Genomic DNA, 19,762 nt, shown 5'->3' on the forward strand with positions numbered 1-19,762 from the left:
GGCTTCCGTGTCGACGCATCGCAGCGTCACCAGCTCGCGACCTCAGCGCCGCACAACGTCCGTAACCGCAGCGCGACGGCACCCGACCCCCGGGCCCGCGTTCCGCGTGATCAGCACCTCGCGGAGCCGGCGCCTCGCGTTGTCAGTGCCGCGCGGAGCCAGCGGCTTCCGCGTCGACGCATCGCGGCGTCAGTGGCTCGCGTCCCAGTCGGCGGCGAGGGCGGTGACGCGGGCGGCCGCGTCTCGGGCGGGCTCGCCTCGGCCCACGGCCAGCCCGAGCAGGTAGGCCGTGAGCGGAGCGGCGGGTCGCGCCACTCCGTGCGCGACGTCGCGCGCGAGGTCGAGGATCAGGTCACGGTCCACCTCGGCGGGGTCGATGCCCAGCTCCGCGCATGCCGTGTCGAGCCAGTCGTCAAGCACCGTTCTCCTCGATCAGCCGTGCCGCCTCGGCGACGTCGTCCTCCGTGTCACAGTCGTACCACGCGGGCCGGCGATGCACGGTCGCTCGCAGACGGGCGGGTTCGAGCGGCGCCATCAGCCCCCGCAGCGAAGCACCGGAATACCCGGCGAGGGCGGCGCGCAAGCCGGCGGTCCGCCACACGCCGGCCAGCCACTGCGGCCGGTCTCCGTCATCGACGAAGACGGCCCCGGACCGGCCCCGCGCCCGGCGGCGCAGCGCGTTGACGTCGTCCGTGGTGAGGAACGGCAGATCGGCGGCGAGGACGGCCACCGACGGCGCCCGGACCTGCGCCAGCCCGGCCCGCAACGCGGGAACCGGTCCGGATCCCGGCGGATCCTCGCGTACGGTGACGGCGGCGGGCAGCTCCGGACGGTCCGGCCCGACGAGCACGATCCGCTCCGCGTCCGCCACCGCCGTACCGACGCGGGACACCAGCGACCGGCCGCCGACGAGCGTTCCTGGCTTGTCGGCGCCGCCAAGCCGCGACGCGGCCCCGCCGGCGAGGATCACAGCATCGTACGGGTCGACCACCGTCACGGCCGCTCCTGCCGCCGGATCGCCTGCCGTGCCACGCGCACTCGCCACCACTCGCCCACCGTCATACGTGCCCCCGCCCCGGATCGCATCGCCCGCCGCCGTACACGGCCTCACCCCCGACCCGTCCGATGGCATTCGCGGCCCCGCCGCCGGAACGCGCACCGTCGTACACGCCCTCGCCCCGGATCGCATCGCCCGCCGTCATGCGCGGCCCCGCCGCCGGAACGCCCACCGTCATACACATTCCCGTCCCGGATCGCATCGCCCGCCGCCGTACGCGACCTCACCCCCGGCCCGTCCGCCGTCATACGCGGCTTCACCCCCCGGCCCGTCCGCCGCCGTGCGCGGCCTCGCCGCCGGAACGCCTGGCGTCATGCGCGTCCTCGCCCTCCGGATCAGCCGTCCTCATGCGGGCTCTTGCCGCTCTCGCGCTCGTAGGCGCTGAGGTTCTGCTCGAGGGCCTTCATGAGCTCCCAGACCTGGCTCGGCGGGATCCGTACGCGGGACACCACCTGGGCCGGGACGTGGACGTAGGAGGTGCCGCTCTCGGTGTCCTCCATCACCTCGGGCGGGCGTACGGCGGTGGAGAAGTCGATCACAAAGGAGTCCTGGGTGCGCCACACGGAGGCGAAGCCGGCGTACACGCCGACCTCGTGGTCGGGCGGCACGCTGATCTCGACCCGGTGTTCGCTCGGCTGATCCGTCACGTCGTCTTTTTACCCGCCGATCGCGGACATCGGACGTGCGGGCTGCAGGAAACCGATGTCGTCGATGCCGTGGCCCGCGCGCTTGGCCGCCACGGCGGCCGTCCAGCGCTCGGCGAGCTCGGTGTCGGACGCGCCGGAGCGCAGAGCACCGCGCAGGTCGGACTCCTCTCGGGCGAACAGGCAGTTGCGGATCTGGCCGTCCGCGGTGAGCCGGACGCGGTCGCACGCCCCACAGAACGGCCGGGTGACCGAGCCGATGACACCGACTCTGGCCGGCCCGCCGTCGATGAGGAAGATCTCGGCAGGGGCGCTGCCGCGGGCGGCGGCGTCCTCCGGGACCAGCGTGAACTCCGCCGTCAACCGGTCGAGGATCTCATCGGCGGTGACCATGTTCTCCCGCCGCCAGCCGTGCTGGGCGTCGAGGGGCATCTGCTCGATGAACCGCAGCTCGTAGCCTCGGTCGAGGCAGAAGCGCAGCAACGGCACCGCCTCCTGGTCGTTGACGCCGCGCATGAGCACCGTGTTGACCTTCACCGGCCGCAGTCCCGCGCGCTCGGCGGCGTCGAGCCCGGCGAGCACGTCCGGCAGCCGGTCCCGGTGCGCGAGCCGGGCGAACGTGTCGCGGTCGAGGGTGTCGAGGGAGACGTTCACCCGGTCAAGGCCCGCGTCGCGCAGCGGCTCGGCGAGCCGGGCCAGGCCGATGCCGTTGGTCGTCAGCGACACCTGTGGGCGCGGGCGCAGCGCGGTAGTGCGCGCCACGAGGTCCACCAGCCCCCTGCGGAGCAGTGGCTCGCCTCCGGTGTAGCGGACCTCGGTGATTCCGAGGCGCTCGACGCCGACGGTGACCAGGCGGATCACTTCCTCATCGGTGAGGAGCTCCGGCTTGGGCAGCCACTCGAGGCCTTCCGGGGGCATGCAGTAAGTGCAACGCAGGTTGCAGCGGTCGGTGAGCGATACACGAAGATCGGTCGCCACCCGGCCGAAGCCGTCCACCAACAAGGACGAACCCCCTCTATCGATACGGACACTTCAGCCTATGTCGCCACACCAACGATCTGCGCGCCCCGCCCGGCCTTCTGTGACGTTTAGCGATCTTTCGGCATTTCTCCAGAAAGCACGGAACGGCCCCGTGAAGTTACATGATCATGGTGACTGGACGGGGCACGCCCGTCCCTCCCGCGCCCAGCGGGAGCCGCCTCCTATGGAGAGTGAGAGTCACCCAGGTGAAGCTCAGCACCACGCTCGCGGCCACCGGCGTCGCCGGCGCGATCGCCGCGTTCGGTCTCGCGTCCCCGGCGCAGGCCGCCGTCTCCCCGACCGCCAAGCCGGCCGCCTGCTCGGTCGCCAAGAACAAGCTGGTCCTCGCCTTCGCCCACGACTTCGTCGTGGGCAAGAACAAGATCGACCAGCCGCTGTCGATCAGCACGAAGGGCAAGAAGAACTGCCTTCTCAGCGGCCGGCCGCTCGTCAAGCTGCTCGACAAGAAGCACCGGGTCATCAGCTTCTGGCTGGGCACCCCGGGCAAGGTGTTGGTCGGGCCGAAGCACCAGGCGGTGTTCCACCTGACCTACACGTTCGGGGGCAAGCACACCGTCCGTCCGGCGTACGTCAGTGTCTCGATCCAGCGTCACGGCGGGACCTTCAAGCCGGTCCGGTGGAATGCCAAGAACCCGAGCTCGAAGATCAAGGTCGGTCCTCTCAAGCCCTGGATGGACTGAGACCGGCGGTATGCGAGCGGCGAGCCGCCGAGCGAGATCGAGCCCTGGTAGGGGCCCGGGCGGCGATCCGCAGCCGGTGACGAACGAGCCGGCGACGAGGCGAGCATCGCCGTGAGCACGCCGGAGCCGTCCCCACCTCTTCGGTGGGGACGGCTCAACGGCTCCAGGTGAGCCTGCGGCGCCCGCCGGGGCGCAGTGGCCCGGCGGGCGTTCCGTCAGCCCTTCACGCAGGAGATGCGGCGAGTCTAAGTGATCAGGCCGAACGCGGGCGATTGCTTTCTGACCTGGGGCATGACCCCTGCTTCTAGTGTCTACGGCACTCATCTGCTCTGCCCTGGCTGTCCTTTGGGAACGGTCTGGCTACAAGGCAGGCGGTTAAGGAGCAGGTTGGACTGAACCGCTATGGCCAACGGCAACAATCTGGATGTGTCGTCTCTGCCCTTGGACTGCTCCTGGACTGCCCCAACTGAGCCTCTTGGATGATCTGGTCACATCCTTAGCCGTTCTTGAGGACTGTTCGTCCAGATCTGCCGCCAGATCTCGCACAGGACGCCAGTGAAGGCCCGCATGAGCCTCGTCCAGATGAGCAGCGGCGTCGGGACACTTAGCCTCCAGACTGGGCATGACCCGGCCGTGCTGGGCGGCCACTTCCTCGGCGGCGGACTGGCCGAAGATGGTCCGCACCAAGGTCGCGACCCACGGCTAAGCCGACTTCCGAACCTTGGTCAGCAGATTCTGCAGGTAGTGGGTGCGGCGGCACTGCCAGGCCGCGCCCAGCAGCGCCAGAGCGACGGCCTCGGGCCCCGGTGGGCATCGGAGATGACCAGCTGAACCCGACGCTAGGCCGCGCAAGACGCCAGCCAACCGGAACCCGTCCTCGCCAAGGTCACCTCCACCCGAGAATCTCCCGATGCCCATCGGCATTCACGCCAGTCGCCACCAGCACGTCGACGCCTGCGGCGCGACAGCGTCGTGAATCATCCCTGCGCGTAGTTGGTCACACGCATCTGAACGCTCGCCCGGTCGCACACGGTCTGGAACGAGTCGCCGTAGACACCCACGACTAGTGCCGTGTCCAAGATCGTTCGTGTAATTGATCTTTAGCCAGGTGTTGGCCAGGCTGCTTTCGAATGCGATCTCGGAGGTGGTTGATGGGGCGTCCCCCGGAGGTTTCCGTCCGGCCGGTCACGATGAGCGAAGGCCAGCGGTTGCAGCGGATCGGGCGGACCTCGAAGGATCCGGTGAAGCTGCGGCGGGCGATCGTGGTGTTGATGTCGGCTCAGGGCCAAAGCGTCCCGGACATCGCTCACCTGCTGGACTGCTCACCGGAGTACGTCCGTGGCGTGATTCATGACTTCAACGACATCGGGTTCAAGGCCCTGGACCCAAAATGGAGCGGGGGCAGGCCGAAGACGATCGGTGAGGCGGTCCGCCGCCGGATCCGCCTGATCACCCGATGCCGCCCCCGCGACCTGGGCCTGCCCTTCAGCACGTGGAGCCTGAGCAAACCCGCCGAACACCTGGTGGCCACCGGGGTGGTCGCATCCATCAGCCGCGAGTCGATCCGGCAGATCCTGCGGGCCGGTTGGATCACCTGGCAGGCCACCAAGACCTGGAAGGCCTCAGGCGACCCGGACTTCATCACCAAAGATGCGCCGTGTCCTGGAGCTTTACGATGACCCGCCGGCCGATGGCCGGGTGGTATGCGCCGACGAGTTCGGCGTTGAACCTGCAACCACGACCCGGACACGCATGGCGGGCGGCCGGTCACCAGGCCCGGTCGCGCGCCACCTACAACCGCCGGGGCGGGGTCCGGCACATGCTCGCCGCCCTCGACCTGACCAGCGGCAAGATGATCTACCGGATCCGCGCGCGGAAACGATCCGATGAGTCCTTGTCATTCCTGAAGATCCTGCGCGCCCGCCGGCCGGGCGAGAAGTTGTACCTGGTCCTGGACAACTTCTCGCCCCACAAACACCCCGACGTGATGTCCTGGGCATCCGGCCACGACATCGAACTGGTCTTCCTGCCCACCTACGCCTCGTCGCTGAACTAGATCGAAGCCGAGTTCGCCGCCTGCGCTACTTCGCCCTGTCCGGCACCGACCACCGCACCCACTCCGAACAAGGCGACGCGATCGCCGGATACGTCCGCTGGCGCAAGGCCCGTGCTCAGCCCAAACGCGACTTCGCCCCCGAATCAACGATCCGCACCTGGACCGGTTACATGACCAACGTTGCATGACGCGGCACTAGCGCAAGCGGCTTGATCGTCTACTCTCCGCTACAGGTCGGCCCCTGATGCCATCTTCGGGCACGGTGCGCACTCATCTCGATCGTGCTCCGGATAGACCCTCTCGACGAGCCCCTCGGTCTAATGTCATGGCACGCACCGTCCTTCACGTACGTCCAACATAAGCCTCCCACCTACGGACATAGGAGCACACCATGGCGACCTCCCGTCGATCAACTTCAGATTCAAGCACCCTCCTACGGAGAGCGTCTCAAGCGAGACGACCTGCGACGCTTATTTTTCTGACCAGCATCACCCTTCTACTAATAGCCGCATCCCCTCTTGCGCTAAATAAAATGACCAAAGAACGCAATATCGACTGGGCGCAACTCAGTAACATCGGTCAGTCTTATGGAGCAATTTCGGCCATACTTAGCACGCTTGCCGTCGCAGGTGTTGCCTATTCTCTAATATTGCAATCAATGGACGCCCTACATGCTCGGCGACATGGAGCGAGGACTACACATTCGGAGCTTATGAATATGGCAATGAGTGATCCAGTTTACATGGCCTGCTGGGCCAGCCTTCCACACCATCGATCGCATGACGAAAGACGCCAATCGCTCTACGTAAGCATGATCATCAACCAATTTGCCTATCTCTGGGAGACCAAGAGTATCGACGAGCCAAGCCTCCGGGCACTCCTAACCATTGAGCTATTCGCAGCGGAACCAGGACGAAAATACTGGGAGCTCTACGGAAATAACTGGTGGCCGACTGACGCCAACAAAAGAATGCACCGCTTTATGGAGATTGCCCACGAAAGCTACCGTGAAGTAACCAGACCAGAAACGCCAACCACTCATGAACGAGCATCAGGAGGAAATCGCCGGACCGCCACTGAGTCTCGCGACGTCGCTATAGCTATGGCAACATGCGCGATTCTTATCGGTGGTGCCATTTATCGCAAAATCTCCCGCGCCTCTCGGTAATCGCTTCTACCACCACTAACACGATCATAGGTTGCTTGAGCCATCGTACGGTTCAGGCATCCGGGGCGCTTAGTGTGACACCTTTCGATATTCCTCTAAGTGGAATAGGATGGTTGACCGTCCCGCGCCACGCGATGACCCAGACGCTGATTGAGCAGAGCCAAAACGTCGACGTCTAGGGATGGTTATGGCTACGGATGCGGCATGAGCGTTTACGCTGGTAACAGGCGTGGCGGCGTGATATGAGACGGCCATCGCGTGATCCGTCGATGCAAAGGAACAAACGCGATGGCCGTGAACAACAGTGTGGAACCTGCCTGGCGATTCGCGAGCAGATCTTGGGGTGTCAGCCCGATCCGCTGAGGACGCAAAATGCATCACGCCACCGCGTTACCGGCTCATTCGCACCCGGCGATCTCCAGGGCAGATCCGGAGCGGAGTGCCCTAGATGTTCCACGAGACGAACATCCCAGCAGTTCAGAAGGCCAATCTAGCCCTTGACGCAGATCAGCTGGCGCAGGTGGGCGACCACCTCCACGAGGTCGGACTGCGCCTCGATCACCGACTCGATGTCCTTGTACGCCCCGGGGATCTCGTCGATCACCCCGGAGTCCTTCCGGCATTCGACGCCCTTTGTCTGCTCGATCACGTCGTCGACAGTGAACGACCGCTTCGCCTGGTTGCGGCTCATCCTCCGGCCCGCGCCGTGCGACGCGGAGTTGAAGGCCTTCTCGTTGCCCAATCCGCGCACGATGTACGTGCCGGTCGCCATCGATCCCGGGATGATGCCCAGGTCCCCGTCGCCCGCGCGGATCGCGCCCTTGCGGGTGACGAGCAGCTCAACGCCGTCGTACACCTCCTCCGCCACGTAGTTGTGGTGGCAGGAGATGACGTCGTCCCAGCGGACGCGCTTGCCGGCGAAGAACCGCGTGACGACGTTCTGGGTAAGGGCCATCATCAGGGCGCGGTTGCGCCGAGCGTAGTCCTGCGCCCAGAACAGGTCCCGGCGGTACTCCTCCATCTTCCGGGTGCCGTTGATGAAGACGGCGAGGTCGCGGTCGGGCAGGTCCTGGTTGTGCGGCAGGCGCATCGCGGCCTCAATGTGGTGCTCGGCCAGCTCCTTGCCGATGTTGCGCGACCCGGAGTGCAGGACGATCCATACCGAGCCCTCGTCGTCGGCGCAGACCTCCAGGAAGTGGTTGCCCGAGCCGAGCGTGCCGAGCTGCGACGTCGCCTTGCCCCGGCGGGACCGCGCGACCGGCGCCAGCTCGTCGTACCGCTTCCAGAACTCGTACCAGCTGCGTTCCTTCAGCCCGGGTACGGCCGAGGGGTCGACGGGCACCTTGTGCGCCCCACGCCCCACCGGCACCGCCTTCTCGATCTTCGCCCGCAGGCGGCTCAGGTCGTCCGGCAGGTCCGCCACGGTGAGGCTGGACTTGACCGCGGTCATCCCGCAGCCGATGTCCACGCCGACCGCGGCCGGCGCCACGGCATCGCGCATCGCGATCACCGAGCCGACGGTCGCGCCCTTCCCGTAGTGCACGTCGGGCATGACCGCGAGGCCGTGCACCCACGGCAGGCTCGAGACGTTGCGCAGTTGGTCGAGCGCCACCGATTCGACGTCGGCCGGGTCGGTCCACATCCGGATCGGAACGTGGCCGCCCTTGATCGTGCGGTACGGCATCACCATCTCCTCTCCAGATCGTCGGTGAGCCGGGTCTATGACGCCAGACGAGGCCTGCCCGGTTCAACCGAATTAATGCTCGGTGACGGGTGCGCGGCGTCCGGCGGATGCGGTGCCGGTCATCCCGACGACCGGCATCCCCGGCCTGGGGTGAGGGTGCGGCGGCCGTCCTCCGCTCGTACGGTGACGCGGCTCCGGTCGAGGTGCTCCAGGAGGGGCACCGCCACCCGGCGGCTGGTGCCGAGGGCGTGGCGCGCCTCGCTGACCGTGAACGGCTGGGGCAGCCCGGCCAGGACGCGTGCCGCTTCGGCGTCCGCGCCCGGCAGCAGGACGATCCCATCGGCGATCTTGAGCAGGGCGCCGGATCGGACGGCCGCGCCGAGCGCCCGCTCCGTCAGCCCCAGCTCGGCCAGCCGGCCCGCCTCCGGGGCGCGGAACGGCTCTTTCTCCAGATCGTCGCGCAGCCGCCGTACGGCGTCGGCGATGGGCTGCGGGAGGGCCGCGCCGCCCGGCTCGTGGATCCGGCCGGCGCCGAGGCGCAACGGGGGTTCCACCAGCGCGTCCACCAGGCGGCGGTCGGGCAGCCCGAGCGCGGAGCGGGCCGCCTCGACCGGCAGGCCGGGGTTGAGCGGGTCGGCCGCCGCGTGCCCGCGCACCTCCTCCGCCAGGCGGTGCCGGAGGGCGGCCCAGTGGGGCGGGTCGGCGAGCCAGTCGGCGGCGACGGGCTCCGCGTCCGGCGAGACGCCCATCGCCCGGAGGTCGTGTTCGCGGATCAGCCCGTACCGGCGAAGGAGAGTCGCGGCGTCCGGGGTGCCGGACGCAAGTTCCTGCGCGCGCGCCGTGGCCGCTCCGCGCCGCCGCAGCGCCGGCGGCCGTACGTCGAGCACGGTGACCCCGGCGACGCGGCGGGCGCCCGGGTCGCGCAGCAGCGCCCGGTCGCCGATGTGCAGAGGCAGCGGCCGGGTCAGGACGAGCCGCGCGGTGTCGTCGCCCAGGGGCCGCAGGCGTACGGGAACGGCGGCGGAGCCGATATGCAGGACCGGCTCGCGGGGCAGCGTCCGGGCCGCCGCACCGTGGAGGCGCACGTCGACGAGGTCGGTGACCGTCCACTCGTCGCTCGTCAGCGCCATGCCGCGGGCGACCTCGTCGCGGTCGACGCCGCGCAGGTTGATCGCCACACGGGCGACGGCGGGTACGGTGTCGGCGGCCTCCTTGAGCGTCTGCAGGGCCCGGACGCGTACCGGGCGGCCGTCGAGGCGGAGCTCGGCGCCGACCTGGATCGTCCCGGCGGGGAGGGTGCCGGTGACCACCGTGCCGCTGCCCTTGATCGTGAAGGCGCGGTCGACCCAGACCCGGACGGGCGCCGCGACGTCGGGCGCGGGAAGCCGGGCGACCAGCCGGTCGAGGGCGTCTCGCAGGACGGGCAGGCCCGCGCCGGTGGCGCCGCTCACGGTCACCGCCTCGACCTGCCCCAGACCGGTGCGGGCGATCTCCGCGGCCGCCTGGTCGCGGGCGGCGCCAGCCTCGGCGAGGTCGGCGCGGGTGACCACGAGGAGGCCGTGGCGGACCCCGAGGGCGTCGATCGCCGCCAGATGCTCGGCGGACTGGGGCATCCAGCCCTCGTCGGCGGCGACCACGATCATCACGGCGGGCACGGGCCCGACGCCGGCGAGCATGGTGGTGACGAAGCGTTCGTGGCCGGGGACGTCCACGAACGCGATCCGCTCTCCCGACGGCGACGTCGTCCAGGCGTACCCGAGGCCGATGGTCATGCCACGGCGGCGCTCCTCGGCCCAGCGGTCCGGTTCCATCCCGGTAAGCGCCCGGACCAGCGTGGACTTGCCGTGGTCGACGTGGCCAGCGGTGGCGATCACATGCACCGGCGCCCCTCCCCTGCCGCGACCGCCCGCTCGATCCGCCCGATCAAGTCGGCGTCGTCGAGTTCGGCCGGGACGGTGCGCAGATCGAGGAGCAGGCGGCCCGACTCGAGCCGGCCGACGATCCCGGCGCGGCGCAGCGGGTCGACGTACGACGCGGGGAGGCTGACGGCCGCGCTCGGCAGTTCGACGCCGGGTGCTCCGCCGCCGCCGACCCGGGCGACGGATTCGACGGCCGAAGCATCGTGCTCGGTCAGCCGCTTGGCCAGCTGCACGGCCCGGTGTCGCAGTGCGCGGGCGTCGGCGTGCAGGGCGTGCGTGGTGGGCGTTCGAGGGCCGCGGACGGTCGCCTCGAGGGCGGCGAGGGTGAGCTTGTCGACGCGCAGCGCGCGGGCTAGGGGATGGCGCCGCAGGCGTTCGACCAGGTCGGCCCGGCCCAGCAGCAGGCCCGCCTGCGGACCGCCCAGCAGTTTGTCACCGCTGGCGGTGACGAGGTCGGCGCCGTCCCGTAGGACGCTGGCGGCGTCGGGCTCCTCTGGCAGGGTCGGCTCGGCGGCTAGCAGGCCCGAGCCGATGTCGACGACGACCGGGACGCCGAGCCGGGCCAGTTCGCGCACTGACGACTGCGCGGTGAAGCCCTCGATTCGGAAGTTGGAAGGATGGATCTTGAGCACGAACCCGGTGTCGGGGCCGAGCGCGGCCTCGTAGTCGGCGGCGATCGTGCGGTTGGTCGTGCCGACCTCGCGGAGCCGCGCGCCGGTGGAGACGAGCAGGTCAGGGAGGCGGAAACCGTCCCCGATCTCCACCATCTCGCCGCGGCTGATGATGATCTCCCGGTCGTGCGCGATCGCGGTGGCGGCCAGCACGAGGGCGGCCGCGTTGTTGTTCACGACATGGGCCGCCTCGGCGGCCGGGCACGCCTCCACCAGGGCCGCGAGGGCGCCGGCGCCCCGCCGTGTCCGGTGCCCGGTGGCCAGGTCGTACTCTACGTCGGTGCAGCCGGCGGCGGCGAGCACCGCCTCCCGGGCGGCCTCGGACAGCGGGGCGCGGCCCAGATTGGTGTGCAGGAGAACGCCCGTCGCGTTGATCACCGGTCGCAGGGTCGTGGCATGCGCTGGCAGCGACCCGACCGCCACGTCGGCTACGTCGTCGGCAACGATCTCACCGCAACGCGCGCGCTCCTGTGCCACCTCGACCGCCGACTTCACGATGCCGCGCCCCAGCCGGAGGATCGCCTCCGCAAGGCGCGGGTCGGCGAGCACAGCGTCCGTGCGCGGAACTCGGCGTCGGTTGTCCATGTCAGAAACCTACGACCGGGCCGCCTCCGGACGCCACGGCCAGTCTCCGTACACGCCGCACGACTGCGCCCGGATCCCGCTGACCATCGGCGTCATCCGCAACACCTTCCCGCGGGAGAAGGCCACCGCCAGCATCGGGATCGTCAGCGCAACCATGGGCGTCGGCGTGATCGTGACCGGTTTGATCGCCGACCACACCTCCAGTTACCGCCCGGAGTTTATGGATCGCCACCATCCTGGCCGCGGTCGGCCTCATGCTTGTGACGCTGAGCGGACGCGACGTCGGCGTTTGCGCAGGCGACCGTCCCGACTTCCTCGGCGCGACTTTCCTGGCCGATCTTCTCGTGTGCCTGCTATTGGCGACAGTGAAGGCAACGACTGAGGATGGTCTTCCGCGATGGGAGCGTCGGGCATGCCGCGCTAGCCGGCGAACACTGCCGGAGTGATCGCCGATGTGCTGCAGGGCGACATCGCCGGCGGACGGATCCGAGGTGCCCATCCGCCCTCTGGCCGGTCTGCCATGGCAATGATCGCACGCTGGGTTGGGTCGCCTCCGGAGCCGCGCCGTAAGGGCACGCTTTGACTTCCTACCCTGGACAGGACGATGGCCGACTCGGACATTTGCGCTCCGCCATGCACCATTCGACATCGAAAGAAAGCCCACTTCCCCCGCAACGTCAACGAAGGAAGTGGGACCAAATCACACACTGTCGCTCACAGTGGATCTGCGAGCGATCTTGCAGTTCAGGTTATTCAGTTGCCATAATTCAGGGCCTAATCGAATCTGCCGAGTCAGCCTCCGCGCCGACCGAAGTCGTCAAAGCGACCTCGACGCACGCCTGATTGGCCATGCTTCGGAACGATTTGCGCCAAATGACGCCGGGATGCTCCACTACTTCCTGCACTGTTGTCACCTCCCTTCATCTAAGGTCTCCACGCATCCCGGGCAATCCTGGAGATCAGGTCCATGGATTCCGCAGGCCCGAGCGCCTCTGCACTGAGTCGTTCGAAAGTGAGCCTATGCCGGTAGGTTTCGGTCTCTTCTTCGAGATATGAGCAGCCGTTTAGGTGCTCGATATACGTGACATCATGGAACTTTATACCGCCGACTTGCGGGAACTGCAGAAGCGTGAAGGACCCCGTGGCGGTCGGATGGGGCCCGTCAAGTGGAAGAACTTGAAGGGTGAGGTTGGGGAGTTCGGCCAATTCCAGGAGGTGTTCGAGCTGCTCGCGCATGACTTCCGTGCCCGCGTAACGCCGCAGCAGGGTGGCCTCATCAAGGACGATGGAAAGCCGCAGCGGTGTCTCGCGAGTGAGCACGGACTGGCGCGCCAGCCGGGTCTCCACACGGGCGTCCACCCGGCTCGGCGGGACCATCTCGATCGAATGGAGCCACTGCTCGATCGCCGACGCGTAGGCCTCCGTCTGGAGCAGACCGGGAACGACCTGCGTCTCCCACTGGCGGATCTCCTCCGCCTCCATCTCCAGGCCGATATAGGAGGCGTACGGCTCGGGAAGGGCGTCGGAGTAGGCCTCCCACCATCCCTTGCGCACCGCGTCCCTGGCGAGTTGGAGAAGCTGCTCGCGGTACGTGCCCTCGACACCGTAGAGCTCCAGCAAGCTCCTCACGTCTCCTAGACGGGGGGCTTGACGGGCGTTTTCAATGCGGCTGACCTTCGAGGCGGACCAGCCGAGACGCTCGGCGACGTCATCACCGGTCAGTTCGGCTCTCTCACGGAGGCGGCGCAGCTCTGTGGCCAGTCTACGGTTACGAACCGTGCCACTACTGGGCCCGGGCACCTTTGTCCTCCCCAGCCGACCGACGAGACTCCCTCGGCCGTGCGTTACTACATGGCATAACCGTTATAGAGGTCAGCCGTAATGGTGTCAAGAAATCGCCGTCGCAACCTTTAGTGAAACTTGCGACGCAATATACCTTAGCGGGCGAGGTACGGCGAATCGATGACGAACCGAGCCGGCGGCCTTGCACCGCTACCCGCATACATAGCAGCACGGCAATCACCTCGGCCGCCGCCCTTCCCATCTTGTGACGCTGACCACATGACCACCAGACGCCCCGCCACCGCATATCGCGTGGTGGCGGGGCGAGTCCGCCCGAGAGGCCGGGAGCGCTCCGGGTCCTGGGACAGTGCTCAGGCGCCGATCGGCTCGTCGGCGAGGTACGGCGGTGCGGGCTCGTACTGGATGTACCTGCGGACGGCCCGGGCGTGCTCCCTGCCGTGCAGGCGCCCGACGAGCCACAGCGCCATGTCGATGCCCGCCGAGACGCCCTGGCTGGTGACAAGGTTGCCGTCGACGACGTAACGCGCGTCCCGTACGACGGTGACGTCGCCGCGCGACTCCAGCGTGTCCTCGAACGCGTGATGCGTCGCCACCTTGCGTCCACGGGCGTGCCCCGCCTCGTGGAGGAGCAGCGCACCGGTGCACACGCTGGTGACCCACGACGCGTCGGCGCGCCGGAGCCAGTCGATCAAGGTCGGGTTGGACACCTCACGGCGGGTCCCGTTCCCGCCCGGCACCAGCAGAACGTCGAGAGGCGGGTGATCGCCGAAGGAGTGGTCGGCCAGTACCCGGAGCCCCTTGTTGCAGCGCACCGGGTCAGGCCTCTCGGCGATCGTCACCGCGGTGTCGGCCCCGTCACGGAGCATGGAGGAGGCGGTGAAGACCTCCCATGGCCCGACGAAGTCCAGCTCCTCCACACCGTCGAACAGCAGCAGTCCGTAGGTCGTCACGCGTACTCCTTCGTTGATCGAAAACGGTCCCGATAGTCGGACGGGGGAACGCCGACGTGCCGGTGGAACGCCCGGCGCAGCGTCTCGGCGGTGCCGAAGCCGCATCGCCGGGCGATCGCGTCGACGGGGTCGTCGCCCTCGGCCAGCGCGCGGCGCGCCGCCTCGACGCGCACGCGCTCGACGTACGCCGCCGGGGGCACGCCGAGCTCGGCGGTGAAGCGGCGCTGCAGGTGACGGGGGCTCAGACCGGCCCTCGCGGCCAGTTCCTCGACGCCGTGGCGCTCCCCGGGCGCCGCGTGCACGGCGTCCACCGCGAGGCGGATGGGGTCGCTCGACGGCTGAGCCGACCACAGCGGAACGCTGAACTGGGACTGGCTTCCCGGCCTGCGCAGGAACATCACCAGCTCCTGGGCGACGGCGTGGGCCCGGTCCCGGCCGAGGTCCTCCTCGACCAGGGCGAGCGCCAGGTCCATGCCGGCGGTCACCCCCGCGGACGTCCAGAACCTCCCGTCGCGGATGAAGATCGGGTCGCAGTCGACGGTCAGCTCCGGATGCTCGGCGGCCAGTTGGTCGCGGCGTCTCCAGTGCGTGGTCACGCGGCGGCCGGCCAGCAGCCCCGTCGCGGCCAGCAGGAGAACGCCGCTGCATACGGACGTGGCACGCCGGGCACCCGCTCCGGCGTCGGCCACCCACTCGACCAGCGCCCGATCCCGCCGGGCCTCGTCGACGCCCGGTCCGCCCACCACGATGAGCGTGTCGACGTCACCGGGGCCGACGTCTCCCACGCCGTACTCCGCGTGGACCGGAAGACCGCTCCGCGAGCGTACGAGCCCGGCCCGCGGAGCGACGATCCGGCACCGGTATCCGGCGTGGCCGAAGACCTCGTGCGGCCCGACGAGGTCGAGCGGCTGGAATCCGTCGAAGACGACGAGGGTGACGTTGGGCGCGTCCATGTCCCCAGCCTCTTCCGGCCGGGAGAATGGCGTCAACGACGGGCACCCCACGGATCGCGCCATGGGGTCGGAGTAGGTGGCGACTCACCAGGGGCCTGAGCAGGTGGCGGCTCCTGGAGCTCGGGAGCCGCTACCGTCGGAACGGTGATCGCCGCCAGAGACCCCGCGCCCGAGCCGCCGCAGACGATGAGCGACCCGGCCGATCTTCTCGCCGCTTACCTCGACTTCTACCGGGACGCCATCCTGCGCAAGCTCGAGGGCCTGTCCGAACCGCAGCTGCGCACGAGCGCGCTGCCGAGCGGCTGGACGCCCCTGGAGCTCCTCAAGCACCTGGCCCACGTCGAGCGGCGCTGGCTGTGCTGGGGATTCGCCGGAGAGCAGGTCGCGGACCCCTGGGCCGACGACGGGCCGGACGGCCGATGGCACGTCGCCGACGACGAGACCGTCGCGGACGTCACGGCTTTGTTCATGACGCAGTGCCGGCGTTCCCGGGAGATCGTCGCGGGGGCGCGACTGACCGACGTGGCGGCCAGCGGCGGCCGGTTCACGCCGCCGGCGGTCCGCCCGGCGCTGAGCCGGATCCTGTTCCACCTGCTGCAGGAGTACGCGCGGCACGTCGGGCAGCTGGACGTGGTCCGGGAGCTGATCGACGGGTCCGTCGGCGAGTGATCAGACCGCGATGATCATTCGGCGGGGAGCTCTGGCTGGATGAGTACTCGTCGCTCGCGCCGCCAGAGCCGGCGGACCGCGTCGCGCAGATGCGGCTCGGAGCGGGTCCGTGCGACGAACTCCTCCGGGGTCCGGGCGCCGGTCAGCGCGGACAGTCCCGGGGACGTCGTGAGGAGCCGGGCCAGGAGCTCCTGCTGACCGGCCAGGCGGATCGGGGCGCCGCTCCGGTCGACGAGGCAGCCGTGGCGCCCGGCGTACAGGTCGCAGGCGCGCAGCCGGCCCAGGCCGGGAAGCGAGGCCGAAGCCGACGCGGGCAGCCGCGTCCGGTGGTAGTTCGGCTCGGTGGCGTCCACGGCGGTCAGCTGTTCGTCGTCGAGCCACAGGACCATCAGCTCCGTGCTCGCGCCCGGCTCCAGGACCGGGGCCGCCGGGACGTATCCCGGCCTGCTCACGTGGGCGGAGGCGCCGGCGACCAGTCCGTCCACCCGCGCGTACGTCATCGGGACGACCACGCGTGCCAGCCCCGCGAGCTTGCGGACGATCTGGGCGGGTGAGGCGTTCGATCCGACGGCCAGGACCGGCCGGCGGTCGGCCATGAGCGGCCGGCCGCAGGACCGCAGGGCGTCGTCGAGCGGGACCTCCGGTCCGCCGAAGACATGGGGCGGCACCGCGGCGGTGTCGAGCATCCAGCGTCCGGTCCGTGCGGCGGGGCCGGCCGGTGGGAAGGCGAGCGGTGATCCGCCCGCAGGCCGAGGAAGCACCCGTCAACGAGGAGGCCCGATCCGGGCGGCAGGCGGCCCGGGTAGGTCAGCGGCCGGGTGATCGGGTCGTCGCCGAACCCGAGGGATCGCAGCTCGCGCCCGGGCGCGGTGATCCGCGGGTGCGGTGTGGCCGGGGCCGGCCGGATGGGGAGTGCACGGCTCTCCTGCCGCCGTCCTGTCGGCCAGGACACGGCGCGGGGTGGTGGAGGACGGTCTCCGCCGAGGATAACCCGCGGCCGTCAGACCTCGCTGGTCAGACCGTGGCCGGCGTGGCCGTGAAATGCTCGGCGAGGACGGAGCGTTGCGTCTTGCGCGCCCGCTCGTGCCGCTCCCGCCCGGTGGTGGTGAGCTTCACGAAGATGGCGCGCCGGTCGTCGGCGCACATGCTGCGCTCGACCAGGCCGTCGCGCTCCAGTCGGGCCACCGTGCGCGAGAGCGCGCTCTGGCTGAGGTACATCGCACCGGCGAGGTCGTGCATCCGGAACTTGTCGCACGAGGCGTCGATCAGCCGATCGAGCACCTCGAACTCGCTCATCCCGATGCCGTGAGCCTCCTGCAGTGCGCGATCGAGAGCACACGAGACCGTGCTGTAGCAGGCCAGGAGGTCACGCCAGCGTCGCACGAGCTCGGTTTCGCCCGTCTCCGTCATGGCCGGACCTTAGCATGCTCGAACATCAAATGCAAACGCATTTAATGTTTGGACATCTGATGCATGTGCATGTAACTTCGGTGCGGTGACCACGACAGCACTCCCAGACTCACCCACCCTCCCCGGCGCCCTGGCCGATCAGCACCGGTGGTCCGCCCGGCTCTGGGGCATCCTCGCCGTTCTCTCCCTGGTCCTCTTCCTCGACGGACTCGACGTGTCGATGGTCGGCGTCGCGCTCCCGTCCATCGGCTCGGCCCTGAGCCTGTCCACGTCGAGCCTCCAGTGGATCGTCAGCGGATACGTCCTGGGCTACGGCGGACTGCTGCTGCTCGGCGGTCGCACCGCCGACCTGCTCGGCCGCCGGCGGGTCTTCCTCATCGCGCTCGCGGTCTTCGCCGTCGCCTCTCTGCTCGGCGGCATGGTCGACTCCGGCCCGCTTCTGATCGCCACTCGCTTCATCAAGGGCGTCAGCGCCGCGTTCACCGCGCCCACCGGGCTGTCGATCATCACGACGACGTTCGCGGAGGGCAAGGCGCGCAACAAGGCCCTGTCGATCTACACCGTGTTCGGCGCCAGCGGCTACTCCTCCGGCCTGATCTTCGGCGGCCTCATGACCGGGATCGGCTGGCGCTGGACCTTCCTGATGCCCGTTCCGATCGCGATCATCGCGCTGGTCGCCGGGCTCTCCCTGATCCCCCGCGACCGGGCGGCGACCGAAGGCGGCCATGACATCCTCGGGGCGCTCACCTCGACGGCGGCCATGCTGATCCTGGTGTACGACCTGGTGTCCGCACCCAACCGCGGCTGGACCGCCCCGGTGACGCTCGCGCTCTTCGCCGTCGCCGTCCTGCTCCTCGGCGCCTTCGTCCTGGTCGAGCGCCGTGTCCGGCACCCGCTGATCCGGCTCGGCATCCTGCGCAAGGGCACGCTCGTCCGCGCCAACCTCGCGATCGTCGCGCTGTTCGGCTCCTACACCGCGTTCCAGTTCATCGTCACGCTCTACCTGCAGTCCGTCCTCGGCTGGAAGCCGATCACCATGGCCCTGGCCCTGCTGCCCACCGGGCTCCTGGTGGCGCTCAGCGCCCCGTTCACCGGAACGATGATCGACCGGTTCGGCACGGCCCGGTTCATCGTCGGCGGGATGATCGCGATGACGATCGGCTACGTGCTGTTCCTGCGGGTCGACACCCACCCGGTGTACGTCGTCGCCATCCTGCCGACGGCGCTGCTGCTCGGCGTCGGCTTCGCCCTCGGCTTCCCGTCCATCAACGTGCAGGCCACCGCGGGCGTCGATGACCACGAGCAGGGCCTGGCCGCCGGGCTCGTGCAGACCGCCAGCCAGGTCGGCGCCGCCCTGGTCCTGGCCGTCACCACCGCCATCATCTCCAGCGATGACGCGCGGTCGGCGGTCCGCTCGCCGGCGACCATGCTCGCCGACTACCGGCCCGGCCTGGTCTTCGTCACGGCGGTGGCCCTCGGCGGGCTGGCCATCACCCTGGTCCCGCTGCTGCGCCGCCGCACCGCGCGGCAGGAGGCGCTGGAGGCGCTCGACTGACCCACCCTCGATTCGGTCACCCGGGGAGCCGTCCCCGGGTGATCAGTCGTTTCGGGGGCCGGAACGCCCGGACTCCGGGGCTGGCCCGTCTCCCCCGTGGGTCGCGAACAGCGCCGTGGCGTCGTCGTGCGGTTTCGCGCCCGGTATCGGCCGCTCCCGCTCCGCCTGCCGTACGAGGTCGATGACGTGGGCCGGGCCGCCGGTCCGCAGGGCGCCGAACAGCCCCGGCCAGTCGTAGCCGTAATGGTCGATCAGCCGGGTGACCCCATCGGTGCACATGGCGATCTCCTCGACCTCCGTCTCCGGGAAGGCCGCCGTCACCGCCTGGTGGGCGGCCTCCGGCACACTGCTCGCGACCCAGAATCCGCCCGGCCGGTTCCGGTGCGCCCGTACCTTCTCCAGCGTGTACGGACGCCCGCCCGGCAGGTGCGCGACGCGGTCGTCCTCCACCACCTGGAGCGATCCGTCGCGGCGGCGCACCGCGATCGGCGAGTCGGCCAGGAGGAGGCACTCGACCATGCCGTTACGCCGGCGCATCGCCGCGACCGTCGACGACGGGCTGTCCGGGTTGGACAGATCGCACGTTCCGGCGTGCGAGGCGCACACCTGCTCGATCGACTCCGCCACGATGTCCGCGAGCGATCCGCCGGCGCCGTCCGCCAGGCGGGCGCTCAACGCCGCCGCGAGCCGGCGCACCAACCACGCGACGTCATGGACGCATCCGCTGTCGACGCCGGTCGGCGCGGTCGCCCCGTCGAGCACGATCGCCCAGTCCGGACCGGCGACCACGCAGTCCTCGTTGACGCCGCCCGGAGCGGCCTGGGTCGCATAGGTGATCTGCACGATCCGATCGTCCCGTGGCCCCGCGCCTCACGGGACCCCGCCCCCACCGCTCCCGCCGGAGGCGTCCGACAAGG

21 protein-coding genes and 1 pseudogene are annotated in these 19,762 nt (G+C 69.4%); 6 read left to right on the forward strand and 16 right to left on the reverse strand.

Features of this window, described 5'->3' with window-relative positions:
- Positions 1-189: 189 nt before the first annotated feature.
- The 4 genes from ACYVF7_RS35025 to moaA form a co-directional block, all read right to left on the reverse strand.
- Entirely contained in the window at positions 190-420 is a 231-nt protein-coding gene (locus tag ACYVF7_RS35025) for a DUF6457 domain-containing protein (RefSeq protein ID WP_460349174.1), read from the reverse strand.
- The gene (mobA, locus tag ACYVF7_RS35030; protein ID WP_460349176.1) at positions 413-997 is read right to left on the reverse strand and encodes a molybdenum cofactor guanylyltransferase; all 585 of its coding nucleotides are present in this window, start codon (positions 995-997) and stop codon (positions 413-415) included. Before mobA ends, ACYVF7_RS35025 begins: the two co-directional genes overlap by 8 nt.
- A 395-nt stretch (positions 998-1,392) precedes the next feature.
- Positions 1,393-1,704: a DUF3467 domain-containing protein gene (locus ACYVF7_RS35035; protein WP_460349178.1), complete on the reverse strand. Its 312-nt coding sequence runs from the start codon at positions 1,702-1,704 to the stop codon at positions 1,393-1,395.
- A 9-nt stretch (positions 1,705-1,713) separates the two neighbouring features.
- Positions 1,714-2,703 (reverse strand): GTP 3',8-cyclase MoaA, encoded by a 990-nt coding sequence (moaA, locus tag ACYVF7_RS35040; RefSeq protein ID WP_460349180.1) that lies wholly within the window; start codon positions 2,701-2,703, stop codon positions 1,714-1,716.
- A 224-nt stretch (positions 2,704-2,927) separates the two neighbouring features.
- On the opposite strand from moaA, the gene ACYVF7_RS35045 reads away from it, so the two are divergent.
- Entirely contained in the window at positions 2,928-3,422 is a 495-nt protein-coding gene (locus tag ACYVF7_RS35045) for a hypothetical protein (protein WP_460349182.1), read from the forward strand.
- Between the two features lie 497 nt (positions 3,423-3,919).
- On the opposite strand, the pseudogene ACYVF7_RS35050 reads toward ACYVF7_RS35045, so the two are convergent.
- Positions 3,920-4,386: pseudogene (locus tag ACYVF7_RS35050) on the reverse strand (transposase); the annotation flags it as partial.
- 187 nt (positions 4,387-4,573) lie between these two features.
- On the opposite strand from ACYVF7_RS35050, the gene ACYVF7_RS35055 reads away from it, so the two are divergent.
- From ACYVF7_RS35055 to ACYVF7_RS35065, 3 genes are all read left to right on the forward strand, one after another.
- On the forward strand, positions 4,574-5,101 hold the full coding sequence (locus tag ACYVF7_RS35055) for a helix-turn-helix domain-containing protein (RefSeq protein WP_460349184.1): 528 nt from the start codon (positions 4,574-4,576) through the stop codon (positions 5,099-5,101).
- Positions 5,098-5,478 (forward strand): transposase, encoded by a 381-nt coding sequence (locus ACYVF7_RS35060; protein WP_460349186.1) that lies wholly within the window; start codon positions 5,098-5,100, stop codon positions 5,476-5,478. The genes ACYVF7_RS35055 and ACYVF7_RS35060 overlap by 4 nt, the downstream gene beginning before the upstream one ends.
- 532 nt (positions 5,479-6,010) lie before the next feature.
- Positions 6,011-6,646: a DUF6082 family protein gene (locus tag ACYVF7_RS35065; RefSeq protein WP_460349188.1), complete on the forward strand. Its 636-nt coding sequence runs from the start codon at positions 6,011-6,013 to the stop codon at positions 6,644-6,646.
- A gap of 490 nt (positions 6,647-7,136) precedes the next feature.
- Here ACYVF7_RS35065 and ACYVF7_RS35070 read toward each other — a convergent pair whose 3' ends face one another.
- The 8 genes from ACYVF7_RS35070 to ACYVF7_RS35105 form a co-directional block, all read right to left on the reverse strand.
- Entirely contained in the window at positions 7,137-8,330 is a 1,194-nt protein-coding gene (locus ACYVF7_RS35070) for an RtcB family protein (protein ID WP_460349190.1), read from the reverse strand.
- Positions 8,331-8,449: 119 nt separating this feature from the next.
- Complete coding sequence (selB, locus tag ACYVF7_RS35075; RefSeq protein WP_460349192.1) at positions 8,450-10,210, reverse strand: selenocysteine-specific translation elongation factor; 1,761 nt, start codon at positions 10,208-10,210, stop codon at positions 8,450-8,452.
- Positions 10,201-11,505, reverse strand: coding sequence for an L-seryl-tRNA(Sec) selenium transferase (selA, locus tag ACYVF7_RS35080; RefSeq protein ID WP_460349194.1), 1,305 nt, complete (start codon positions 11,503-11,505; stop codon positions 10,201-10,203). The genes selB and selA overlap by 10 nt, the downstream gene beginning before the upstream one ends.
- A gap of 9 nt (positions 11,506-11,514) precedes the next feature.
- Positions 11,515-11,661: a hypothetical protein gene (locus tag ACYVF7_RS35085; protein WP_460349196.1), complete on the reverse strand. Its 147-nt coding sequence runs from the start codon at positions 11,659-11,661 to the stop codon at positions 11,515-11,517.
- A 611-nt stretch (positions 11,662-12,272) separates the two neighbouring features.
- Complete coding sequence (locus ACYVF7_RS35090; RefSeq protein WP_460349198.1) at positions 12,273-12,419, reverse strand: DUF397 domain-containing protein; 147 nt, start codon at positions 12,417-12,419, stop codon at positions 12,273-12,275.
- A gap of 10 nt (positions 12,420-12,429) precedes the next feature.
- Positions 12,430-13,305 carry a helix-turn-helix domain-containing protein gene (locus ACYVF7_RS35095; protein ID WP_460349201.1) on the reverse strand — a complete coding sequence of 292 codons (876 nt, stop codon included), beginning with the start codon at positions 13,303-13,305 and terminating at the stop codon, positions 12,430-12,432.
- 353 nt (positions 13,306-13,658) lie between these two features.
- The gene (locus ACYVF7_RS35100; protein WP_460349203.1) at positions 13,659-14,258 is read right to left on the reverse strand and encodes a DJ-1/PfpI family protein; all 600 of its coding nucleotides are present in this window, start codon (positions 14,256-14,258) and stop codon (positions 13,659-13,661) included.
- Positions 14,255-15,211: a GlxA family transcriptional regulator gene (locus ACYVF7_RS35105; protein ID WP_460349205.1), complete on the reverse strand. Its 957-nt coding sequence runs from the start codon at positions 15,209-15,211 to the stop codon at positions 14,255-14,257. Before ACYVF7_RS35105 ends, ACYVF7_RS35100 begins: the two co-directional genes overlap by 4 nt.
- A gap of 144 nt (positions 15,212-15,355) precedes the next feature.
- Here ACYVF7_RS35105 and ACYVF7_RS35110 point away from each other — a divergent pair, with 144 nt between their 5' ends.
- On the forward strand, positions 15,356-15,880 hold the full coding sequence (locus tag ACYVF7_RS35110; protein ID WP_460349207.1) for a DinB family protein: 525 nt from the start codon (positions 15,356-15,358) through the stop codon (positions 15,878-15,880).
- A 14-nt stretch (positions 15,881-15,894) separates the two neighbouring features.
- Here the strand turns inward: ACYVF7_RS35110 and ACYVF7_RS35115 are convergent, their stop codons facing one another.
- Complete coding sequence (locus ACYVF7_RS35115) at positions 15,895-16,566, reverse strand: hypothetical protein (protein ID WP_460349209.1); 672 nt, start codon at positions 16,564-16,566, stop codon at positions 15,895-15,897.
- A gap of 328 nt (positions 16,567-16,894) precedes the next feature.
- Positions 16,895-17,290: a MarR family winged helix-turn-helix transcriptional regulator gene (locus ACYVF7_RS35120; protein WP_460349211.1), complete on the reverse strand. Its 396-nt coding sequence runs from the start codon at positions 17,288-17,290 to the stop codon at positions 16,895-16,897.
- Between the two features lie 85 nt (positions 17,291-17,375).
- On the opposite strand from ACYVF7_RS35120, the gene ACYVF7_RS35125 reads away from it, so the two are divergent.
- Positions 17,376-18,845 carry an MFS transporter gene (locus ACYVF7_RS35125; RefSeq protein WP_460349213.1) on the forward strand — a complete coding sequence of 490 codons (1,470 nt, stop codon included), beginning with the start codon at positions 17,376-17,378 and terminating at the stop codon, positions 18,843-18,845.
- A 42-nt stretch (positions 18,846-18,887) separates the two neighbouring features.
- On the opposite strand, the gene ACYVF7_RS35130 is transcribed toward ACYVF7_RS35125, so the two are convergent.
- Positions 18,888-19,688, reverse strand: coding sequence for a protein phosphatase 2C domain-containing protein (locus ACYVF7_RS35130; RefSeq protein ID WP_460349215.1), 801 nt, complete (start codon positions 19,686-19,688; stop codon positions 18,888-18,890).
- Positions 19,689-19,762 lie beyond the last annotated feature (74 nt).

It is taken from the genome of Actinoallomurus acanthiterrae, from assembly GCF_054775715.1.

What these genes read in the sequence shown, in the direction of transcription:
- ACYVF7_RS35065 (WP_460349188.1), top strand. Translation starts at nt 6,011, where the DNA reads ATGACCAAAGAACGCAATATCGACTGGGCGCAACTCAGTAACATCGGT.
- ACYVF7_RS35070 (WP_460349190.1), bottom strand. Translation starts at nt 8,330, where the DNA reads ATGCCGTACCGCACGATCAAGGGCGGCCACGTTCCGATCCGGATGTGG.
- ACYVF7_RS35055 (WP_460349184.1), top strand. Translation starts at nt 4,574, where the DNA reads ATGGGGCGTCCCCCGGAGGTTTCCGTCCGGCCGGTCACGATGAGCGAA.
- ACYVF7_RS35120 (WP_460349211.1), bottom strand. Translation starts at nt 17,290, where the DNA reads ATGACGGAGACGGGCGAAACCGAGCTCGTGCGACGCTGGCGTGACCTC.
- ACYVF7_RS35115 (WP_460349209.1), bottom strand. Translation starts at nt 16,566, where the DNA reads ATGCTCGACACCGCCGCGGTGCCGCCCCATGTCTTCGGCGGACCGGAG.
- ACYVF7_RS35060 (WP_460349186.1), top strand. Translation starts at nt 5,098, where the DNA reads ATGACCCGCCGGCCGATGGCCGGGTGGTATGCGCCGACGAGTTCGGCG.
- ACYVF7_RS35105 (WP_460349205.1), bottom strand. Translation starts at nt 15,211, where the DNA reads ATGGACGCGCCCAACGTCACCCTCGTCGTCTTCGACGGATTCCAGCCG.
- selA (WP_460349194.1), bottom strand. Translation starts at nt 11,505, where the DNA reads ATGGACAACCGACGCCGAGTTCCGCGCACGGACGCTGTGCTCGCCGAC.
- ACYVF7_RS35085 (WP_460349196.1), bottom strand. Translation starts at nt 11,661, where the DNA reads ATGGTTGCGCTGACGATCCCGATGCTGGCGGTGGCCTTCTCCCGCGGG.